Genomic DNA, 8,679 nt, shown 5'->3' on the forward strand with positions numbered 1-8,679 from the left:
GCCAGCCGATGTGGGGCACCTGGTGGGCCTGGGACCCGCGGCTGACATCTTTCCTCGTCCTCTTCCTGTTCTACCTCGGTTATATGGCGCTCTGGGAAGCGGTGGAGAATATGGACACGGCCGCGGACCTCACGGCCGTGCTGTGCCTTGTCGGTTCGGTCTTTGCCATCCTGTCGCGCTACGCGGTGCTGTTCTGGAACCAGGGCCTGCACCAGGGCGCGTCGCTGTCGCTCGACAAGGAAGAGAACGTGGCCGACGTGTTCTGGTACCCGGCGCTGGTCTGCATCGCGGGCTTTGTGCTGCTGTTCATCGCGCTGGTCTTCCTGCGCACCCAGACGGAAATCCGCGCGCGCCGCGCCCGCGCGCTCATGGCACGGGAGCGTCAGGCATGATACCGGACCTTGGAAAATACGCCTTCGCGGTGCTCGCCTCCTACGGCGTCGGGCTGGGGCTGCTGGCGGTTCTGGTCATCGCAAGCATCGCCCGGTCGCGCCGGGTGCGCGCCGAGCTTGAAAAGATCGAAGAGCGGAGCGGACGGCAACACCATGGCTGAGACCAACCCCGAGACCCGCAAGCGCCGCGTCTCGCCGCTGATGATCCTGCCGCCGGTGATCTTCCTCGCCTTCGCGGTGATGGCCTATTTCGGCATGCAGCGCGGCGACACCACGACGCTGCCCTCGACCTTCCTCGGTCAGCCCGCGCCGGGCCTGCCCGAGACCACGCTCGAGGGCTTCCCGACCGTGGCCGATGCCGATCTGCGCTCGGGCGAGGTGACGGTGGTGAACTTCTGGGCCTCGTGGTGCCCGCCTTGCCGGGCCGAGCATCCGCGCCTCTTGGAACTGCAGGACCAGGGCGTGCGCATCGTTGGCGTCAACTTCAAGGACAAGGCCGGGGCGGCAGCGGGCTACCTGACAGAGGAGCACTCGCCCTTCATCGGCGTGCCCTTCGACCCGCAGGGGCGCGCAGCGATCAACTGGGGGGTCACCGGCCCGCCCGAGACCTTCATCGTCGCCGGTGACGGCACCGTGCTGCACAAGCATGTCGGCCCGCTCGCGGGCACGCTCTACACGGATGTGTTCCTGCCGAAGCTCTACGAGGCGCTTGGTCGATAATCGACGGCTGCGGGGCGCGGCCGGAACCGCGCCCTGACGAGGCGTGACGCGGCGATCAGAGATCGCAGGGCGTGCTCATGTCGAGATTGCTGCAGCTGGGCTGGATCTGCTGCGGCTGGCCCTGCGCCGCGAAGGCGCCGAAGATGGCCAGCAACGCGAGCGCCCCGGCCTGAAGAATTGTGAGTGTCCTGACTTTCCTGCTCTTGATCATGTTTCTGCCTGCGGTTTGTTTTTTTCTTGTAAGGAAAGAAGAAGGCGCAGACGGGCGCATTTTCAAGCGCGGCGTTGACCGGTTTCTGGGGATAAGCTGCCGCATTGGCGGGCTTTCGCCCGATTTCTGCACGGATCCACGGAAAGCCGCCGAGGAGCGCCGCAAACCGTAACGTTTCGTGAGGATGAAACGCCCGCAAGAGTGGCAAGGCCGGTGCCTCCGACAGGGGAGGCCCGGCCGATGCGGGTTCGATTGTTCAGGAAGGCGTCAGCGGACGACGATCTCGTCCGAGCGCATCACGCCCAGCACGTCGCGGGCCTGCTGGTCGAGCAGGTCGAGATCGAGATAATCGTCCGACAGGCGGCGGGTGAGGTTCTCCATCCGCGCGACCTCGTCTTCGAGGGTCTTGAGCTCGGCGGCGAGCCGTTCGCCTTCGACCTCGATCTCGGCGCGGCGGAACAGGCCGAAATCGCCCTGCACGGCGGCAAAGACGAAATAGCCCGAAAGGCTCAGGGTAATGGCCGTATAGATCACGACACCGAATGCGGGTTTGCGCCTTGCGCTCATCTCTGCGCTCTTGCTCTGCCTTGGGAGGCACCTCTGACGGGTGCGTTCCCAAGACTATGGCACAGGTGATTCGGGATGTGAATCCCCTGTCTTACGCGGGCGGCATAATTCCCCGTGAGGTGGGGCGCGCCGCATCAGGCGGCATGTCGCAGGCCGCGCGGAACCGCGCGGAGAGCTGGGTCTTCGCCTCCTGCACGGCACGGTCGAGGTCAAACCCCAGCGCGAGCCCGCCTGCGATGGCCGAGGCGAGCTGGCAGCCGGTGCCGCGCAGGTGGGGTGTCAGGCGCGGGGCGTGGAACAGTGCCACCGGCACCGAGAGGCGGTAGAGCCGGTCGGTGGCGCGCGCGGGCGTCGTGTCGTGGCCGCCCTTGACGAGCACTGCGCCACAGCCGTCCTGCAGCAGCGCAGCAATCGCGCCGTCGGGCGTCGTGCCGAGCCTTGCGGCGAGGGTGCGGAGTTCCGGCAGGTTCGGGGTGAGCAGGGTTGCGCGCGGGACGAGATGCCCGAGCAGTGCCGTCAGCCCGTCGTCGTCGAGCAGCGCCCGGCCGGAGCTCGAGACCAGCACCGGGTCGAGGACCATGGGCCGGTCGGGCAGGGCGGCGGCGACCGCCTCGACAAGGGCGGCGCTGCCGAGCATGCCGATTTTCACCGCATCCACCGGTCCCTCGCAGGCGGTGGCGATCTGCGTTGCAACCAGCGCGGGCGGCATGAGCTGCACGGCGCGCACGGCGGCGTCGCTCTGTGCGGTCACCGCCGTGACCGCGGCGCAGCTTTGCACGCCCATCGCGGCGAGGGTCGTGGCATCGCGCAGCAGCCCGGCGCCGGCGCTGGAATCGATCCCGCCGATGCAGAGCACCCGCGCGCTCATGTGGCGAGGAGCGCGGTTGCATGGCCCGCCGCGTGCATCTGCTGCGCCGCGCGCCACGCCCGGAGGCCGGTGGCGCAGGAAAACACCACGCGCTGGCATGGCCCGGGCTCAAGCGCCGCCAGCCCGCCCTCGGGCAGCCTCAGCGCCTCCGGGAGCGCGGGCTCGGGGGCCTCCTCGCAAGACCGCAGCTCGATGACGAGATCAGACGGCAACACCTGCGAGGGGGCGAGGATGGGTGGGCCGGCCTTCTCCGGCTCCGGCGCCGTATCGAAGCGAAATCCACCGAGGCGCCAGCTTGCCAGATCGAGCGTCAGCATCTGCCCGAGCGGCGAGGGCGTCAGCCCGAGCAGAACCGAGAGCGCCATCTGCGCCTGCAGCGCGCCCAATGTCGCGACGGCGGGGCCCATCACCCCGGCGGCGTCGCAGCTCGCGAGCCCCGGGGGCAGGTCGGGGAACAGGGCGCGGTAGCTTGGCGCGCCGCCGCAGAACCCGGCCACGTGGCCCGCGCGCCCGGTCACCGCGGCGCTGACCAGCGGTTTGCGGGCGGCACGGCAAAGGTCCGAGAGCGCGTAGGTCACGGTGACCCGGTCGGCGGCGTCAATCACCAGATCGGCGTCCGCGAGGGCATCGCGCGCGCTGTCGGGCAGCAGCGGCGCAACACGCGGCACGATGCGGCAATCGGGGGTCAGCGCCGCCAGCGTCTCGGCCGCGACCAGCGCCTTGGGGCGGCCGAGGTCGGACATGCGGAATAGCGTCTGACGGTGCAGGTTGCTCTCGGCCACGGTGTCGGGGTCGTAGAGCACGATCCGCCCGACGCCGGCGCCTGCGAGAAGCGGCAGCAAGGCCGCGCCGAGCCCTCCCGCGCCGGCAACCAGCACCCGCGCCCGCGCCAGACGGGCCTGACCCTCGGGCCCGATCTCGGGCAGGCGCATCTGCCGGTCATAGCGGCTCATGCCGGCACCCGCGTCGCCGCGATCCACGCGCGGCAGCGCGCCTCGGGGCTTCGCGCCTGCTGGATGTCGGTCACCACCGCCGCGCTGTCGGCGCCGGCGGCGAAGAGCCCGGGCAGGCGCTCGGGGGTCAGCCCGCCGATGCCCACCAGCGGCGTCTCTCCCGCCAGTTGCTTCCAGCGCCGCACCTTGTCCAGCCCCTGCGGCGCCCAGGCCATCTGTTTCAGACGCGTCGGATAGACCGGCCCCAGCGCCACATAGGCCGGGGCGCAGGCCAGCGCGCGCGCAAGCTCGGCCTCGTCATGGGTCGAGAGCCCGAAGCGCACGCCGGCGCGGCGCAGGGCAGGGAAATCGGCCCCGTCCATGTCTTCCTGCCCGAGATGGACAAAGCTGCAGTTGAGATCGAGCGCCAGCCGCCAGTGATCGTTCACCACAAGCTGCGCGCCATGCACGGCGCAGATGTCGCGGGCGCGGGCGATCTGGCGGCGCAGCTCGGCCTCGGGCAGATCCTTGAGCCGCAGCTGCACCAGCCGCACGCCCTGCGGCACAAGCAGTTCCAGCCGCCCGACATGGCCGGTGATCAGGTAGAAGCGGTCGAGCCAGCCCATCATGCCAGCTCCGCCATGCCGAAGACCGGGGTCGAGGCCGTGGCCATGTCGCGGCAGGGCATCAGCCCCGCCTCATGCGCCATGCGCCCCACTGCCACCGCCTGCCCGAAGGCGCGCGCCATGGCGACCGGGTCCAGCGCCCTGGCCACCGCGGTGTTGAGCAGCACCGCGTCAAAGCCCATCTCCATCGCCGCCATCGCCTGCGATGGCGCGCCGATGCCGGCGTCGATCACCAGCGGGATGTCGGGGAAATGCGCCCGCATGGTGCGCAACGCCTCGCGGTGGCGCAGCCCTTGCCCCGAGCCGATCGGCGCGCCCCAGGGCATCAGCACCCGGCAGCCGGCCTCGATCAGGCGCTCGCCGACGATCAGGTCCTCGGTGGTGTAGGGGAACACCTCGAAGCCGTCGTCGCAAAGGATGCGCGCCGCCTCGACCAGCGCGAAGGGGTCGGGCTGCAGCGTGTCCGCGTGTCCGATCACCTCGAGCTTGATCCAGTTTGTGCCAAAGAGCTCGCGCGCCATCTGCGCCGTGGTCACCGCCTCGCGCACGGTGTGGCAGCCGGCGGTGTTGGGCAGGATGCGGCAGCCGCTCTGGCGCAGGATCTCGCGGAAGGCATGGCCCTCGCTGCCCTCGCGGCGCAGCGACACGGTGATCACCTCGGCGCCCGAGGCCGCGATCGCCTCGCGCAGCACCTGCGGCGAGGGGTATTGCGCGGTGCCGAGCATCAGGCGGCTCTTCAGGTCGGTGCCATAGACCATCGCCTCAGCCTCCCTGCATCGGCGAGAGCACCTCGACCCGCGCGCCCTCGGTGAGGGCGGCGCTGTCGCGGGCGGTGCGCGGGATGAAGCTGCCGTCGAGGGCGGTGGCCACGGCAGAGGCAGGAAAGCCCTGTTCTTCGATCAGCTCGTGAAGGGTGCGGGCGCGGGTCTCGACCGGCGCGCCGTTGAGGTCAATGCGCATGGGAAACGTCCTTTGAAGCGGGTGGTACCAGCGCCCCGGCAAGCTCCTCCGCCAGCACCGGGGCCATGAGAAAGCCGTGCCTGTAGAGGCCGTTGAGGTGGATGCGGTCGGGCGCATGGCGCAGCGCGGGGATGTTGTCGGGGAAGGCGGGGCGCAGGGCCGCGCCGGTGGCGATCACCTCGGCCTCGGCAAAGCCCGGGTGCAGCGTGTAGGCGGCAGAGAGCAGCTCCATCACCGCGCGGGCGGTGACCGGGCCGGGGCGGGCGCTTTCCACCATCGTGGCGCCGAGCATGAAGCGCCCGCCGCCGCGCGGCACCACGTAGCAGGGAAACCGCGGGTGCAGCAGCCGCACCGGGCGCGTGAGCTGCACGTCGGGCGCGTGGAGCTCGAGCATCTCGCCACGCACCGCGCGCAGGTCGGGCAGGTGGCTCGCCGCCGCGAGCCCCCGGCAATCGACGATGCCGCCACGCGGCGCCTCCTCGCGGAAGGCCACGCCCCGCGCCACGAGCCCCGCGCGCAGATGGGCGAGCGCCTTGCGCGGGTCCATATGGGCCTCGGCGGGGAAATGCAGGCCGCGGGTGAAACGCCCGGCAAGCTCGGGCTCGAGCATGGCGGGATCGAGCGCGCGGTGCCCTTGCGTGGCGCGGGCGAAGCGGTCGAGCTCGGCGGCGTCGCGGGGCGGGGCCACGACCAGCGTGCCGCGCCGCTCTACGCACGGGACCCGCGCGGCCCACCAGCCGACCGCCGCCTGACCCTTCGAGACCACCACCGCCGGCGCGGCCTCGCCCTCGCAGAACGGCGCCAGCATGCCACCCGCGAGATGCGAGGCGGGGGCCGGGGCATCCCGAGGTGAGATCACCTCGACCGGCAAGCCGCGCTCGGCCAGCGCGGTGGCGGCGCAGAGCCCCGCCACCCCGGTGCCAAGAACCGAGATCATTGCGCCGGGTCCGCAGGCAGGTAGAGCGCGCCGCCCTCGCGGAACTTTTCGGCCATCTTCTCCATGCCCTCGCGCTTCTCGGCCTCGGCGCGGATGTCGTGGCTGATCTTCATCGAGCAGAATTTCGGTCCGCACATGGAGCAGAAATGCGCCACCTTGTGGGCCGCGGCGGGCATCGTCTCGTCATGCATATCGCGCGCGGTGTCGGGGTCGAGCCCGATGTTGAACTGGTCCTCCCAGCGGAACTCGAACCGCGCCCGGCTGATCGCGTCGTCGCGCAGCTGCGCGCCGGGATGGCCCTTGGCGAGGTCGGCGGCGTGGGCGGCGAGCTTGTAGGTGATCACGCCGGTCTTCACGTCGTCGCGGTCGGGCAGGCCAAGATGCTCCTTCGGCGTCACGTAGCAGAGCATGGCGGTGCCGAACCAGCCGATCATCGCCGCCCCGATGGCCGAGGTGATGTGATCGTAGCCCGGCGCGATGTCGGTGGTGAGCGGCCCGAGCGTATAGAACGGCGCCTCGTGACAGTGCCTCAGCTGCTCGTCCATATTCTCCTTGATCTTGTGCATCGGCACGTGGCCGGGGCCCTCGATCATCACCTGGCAATCCTTGGCCCAGGCAATCTGTGTCAGCTCGCCCAGCGTGCGCAGTTCGGCGAATTGCGCCTCGTCATTGGCATCCGCGATGGAGCCGGGGCGCAGCCCGTCGCCAAGGCTGAACGAGACGTCATAGCGGCGGCAGATGTCGCAGATCTCGTCGAAATGCTCGTAGAGAAAGCTCTCGCGGTGATGATGCAGGCACCACTTGGCCATGATCGAGCCGCCGCGGCTGACGATCCCGGTGACCCGTTTCGCGGTCATCGGGATCATGTGCAGCCGCACGCCGGCGTGGATGGTGAAGTAATCCACGCCTTGTTCTGCCTGCTCGATCAGCGTGTCGCGGAAGATCTCCCAGGTCAGGTCCTCGGCGATGCCGCCGACCTTCTCGAGCGCCTGGTAGAGCGGCACCGTGCCGATGGGCACCGGCGCGTTGCGGAGGATCCAGTCGCGGATGTTGTGGATGTTGCGCCCGGTCGAGAGGTCCATCACCGTGTCGGCGCCCCAGCAGATCGCCCAGACCATCTTTTCGACCTCTTCTTCCATCGAGGAGGTCACCGCCGAGTTGCCGATATTGGCGTTGATCTTCACCTTGAAGTTCCGCCCGATGATCATCGGTTCGAGTTCGCGGTGATTGATGTTGGCGGGGATGATGGCGCGGCCCGCGGCGATCTCGTCGCGCACGAATTCGGGCGTCACGAGATCGGGCAGGCAAGCCCCCATGGGCTCGCCGTCACGGGTGTGGGCGGCACGCCGGCCCTCGTTCTCGCGGATCGCGACGAACTCCATCTCGGGGGTGACGATGCCGGCCCGGGCATAGGCCAGCTGGGTGACGGCGCGGTCGCCCTTCGCGCGCAGCGGCGGACGCTGCACCGGGAAGTCCGGCACCAGCCGCGCGCCCTTGGCAAAGCCGTTATCGGCGTCGGTGACGCTGCGCCCGGCATATTCCTCGACCTCGCCGCGCGCCTGCAGCCAGCCGCCGCGCACCTCGGGCAGGCCCTTTGCGATGTCGATCCCGATCGCCGGATCGGTGTAGGGGCCCGAGCTGTCATAGACCCGAAGCGGCGGCGCGTCGGTGAGGGCGATCTCGCGCAGGGGCACGCGCAGCTCGTGCTGCGTGCCGTGGACGTAGATCTTGGTCGAGGCGGGCAATGCGCCCGTGGTGATGGTGGGAATGGTGTCTTTCATTTCGGTCTCCTCTCGCGATGAGACCCAAGCGAAACGTAGTGCAGAAAGGGGCCGGACGGCCCGGATTGCGACAGCGCGCAACAGGGCCATGCGGCCCGAAAAGGCCGCCCCACGGTTGCGATGGGGGAATGCCCTTCGGTCTTCCTACGCCAGCATCAACTGGGTCAGGTTCGAAGGGTCGCGTCACCCCGGCAACGATGCGCCGGTGTCAGCCTCTCAGTCCCCTGGGCGGGACTCCCCTGACGTGTTCGCAGGATAGGAAATCGCGCGGCGCGGTCAAGCGGGCAAACGGCTGGATGGCGGGAGGGATTTAGCTCTCCCTCAGAATATCACTTTAGAACAGATGCTTGTGGTAGGAAGTTTGTTTTTTGGATTAACGTTTTGCAGCCGGGCTGACGAAAAAACGGGGACCGGGCGTGGCGCCCGATCCCCTGCTGTCGATCCCGTCCGTCTGCATCAAGGGGGAGAGGGAGTTAGCCAAACAGGCCCGACAGCAATCCGTCATCGTCATCGTGCGACTCGTCATGGTGGGCATCTTCATGGGCCGGGTCGCCGTCCCAGCTGCCGAGCAGATGGCGCACCGCGTCGCCGAGATCGATCTCGTCGCCACCAAGCAGTTCATCCACCGTGCCGCCCTCGGCGAGGAGGCCGTCCACCAGCCCGTCGGTCTCGCTGTAATCGGGCT

13 protein-coding genes are annotated in these 8,679 nt (G+C 69.4%); 3 read left to right on the plus strand and 10 right to left on the minus strand.

Annotated elements, in window-relative coordinates:
* From ccsA to AC6RA4_RS20485, 3 genes are all read left to right on the plus strand, one after another.
* The coding region (ccsA, locus tag AC6RA4_RS20475; protein ID WP_500163491.1) for a cytochrome c biogenesis protein CcsA at positions 1-392 on the plus strand (392 nt) is incomplete at its 5' end.
* Positions 389-553, plus strand: coding sequence for a heme exporter protein CcmD (gene ccmD, locus AC6RA4_RS20480; RefSeq protein WP_500163492.1), 165 nt, complete (start codon positions 389-391; stop codon positions 551-553). The genes ccsA and ccmD, both read left to right, overlap by 4 nt.
* Positions 546-1,112 (plus strand): DsbE family thiol:disulfide interchange protein, encoded by a 567-nt coding sequence (locus AC6RA4_RS20485; RefSeq protein WP_500163494.1) that lies wholly within the window; start codon positions 546-548, stop codon positions 1,110-1,112. Before ccmD ends, AC6RA4_RS20485 begins: the two co-directional genes overlap by 8 nt.
* Positions 1,113-1,167: 55 nt before the next feature.
* On the opposite strand, the gene AC6RA4_RS20490 is transcribed toward AC6RA4_RS20485, so the two are convergent.
* From AC6RA4_RS20490 to AC6RA4_RS20535, 10 genes are all read right to left on the minus strand, one after another.
* Positions 1,168-1,323 (minus strand): hypothetical protein, encoded by a 156-nt coding sequence (locus tag AC6RA4_RS20490; protein ID WP_500163495.1) that lies wholly within the window; start codon positions 1,321-1,323, stop codon positions 1,168-1,170.
* A gap of 267 nt (positions 1,324-1,590) precedes the next feature.
* Complete coding sequence (locus AC6RA4_RS20495) at positions 1,591-1,890, minus strand: FtsB family cell division protein (protein WP_500163497.1); 300 nt, start codon at positions 1,888-1,890, stop codon at positions 1,591-1,593.
* 91 nt (positions 1,891-1,981) lie between these two features.
* Complete coding sequence (gene thiD / locus AC6RA4_RS20500) at positions 1,982-2,746, minus strand: bifunctional hydroxymethylpyrimidine kinase/phosphomethylpyrimidine kinase (protein WP_500163499.1); 765 nt, start codon at positions 2,744-2,746, stop codon at positions 1,982-1,984.
* 8 nt (positions 2,747-2,754) lie between these two features.
* The gene (locus tag AC6RA4_RS20505) at positions 2,755-3,711 is read right to left on the minus strand and encodes a ThiF family adenylyltransferase (RefSeq protein ID WP_500163501.1); all 957 of its coding nucleotides are present in this window, start codon (positions 3,709-3,711) and stop codon (positions 2,755-2,757) included.
* On the minus strand, positions 3,708-4,316 hold the full coding sequence (locus AC6RA4_RS20510) for a thiamine phosphate synthase (protein ID WP_500163510.1): 609 nt from the start codon (positions 4,314-4,316) through the stop codon (positions 3,708-3,710). Before AC6RA4_RS20510 ends, AC6RA4_RS20505 begins: the two co-directional genes overlap by 4 nt.
* Complete coding sequence (locus tag AC6RA4_RS20515) at positions 4,316-5,074, minus strand: thiazole synthase (protein ID WP_500163502.1); 759 nt, start codon at positions 5,072-5,074, stop codon at positions 4,316-4,318. The genes AC6RA4_RS20510 and AC6RA4_RS20515 overlap by 1 nt, the downstream gene beginning before the upstream one ends.
* A gap of 4 nt (positions 5,075-5,078) precedes the next feature.
* A complete protein-coding gene (gene thiS / locus AC6RA4_RS20520) occupies positions 5,079-5,276 on the minus strand; it encodes a sulfur carrier protein ThiS (RefSeq protein ID WP_500163503.1) in 198 nt (65 codons plus the stop codon).
* Complete coding sequence (locus AC6RA4_RS20525) at positions 5,266-6,213, minus strand: FAD-dependent oxidoreductase (RefSeq protein WP_500163505.1); 948 nt, start codon at positions 6,211-6,213, stop codon at positions 5,266-5,268. Before AC6RA4_RS20525 ends, thiS begins: the two co-directional genes overlap by 11 nt.
* On the minus strand, positions 6,210-7,994 hold the full coding sequence (thiC, locus tag AC6RA4_RS20530; RefSeq protein WP_500163506.1) for a phosphomethylpyrimidine synthase ThiC: 1,785 nt from the start codon (positions 7,992-7,994) through the stop codon (positions 6,210-6,212). Before thiC ends, AC6RA4_RS20525 begins: the two co-directional genes overlap by 4 nt.
* A 473-nt stretch (positions 7,995-8,467) precedes the next feature.
* On the minus strand, positions 8,468-8,679 hold a 212-nt coding region (locus tag AC6RA4_RS20535), incomplete at its 5' end, for a hypothetical protein (RefSeq protein WP_500163508.1).

The organism is Salipiger sp., assembly GCF_059781815.1.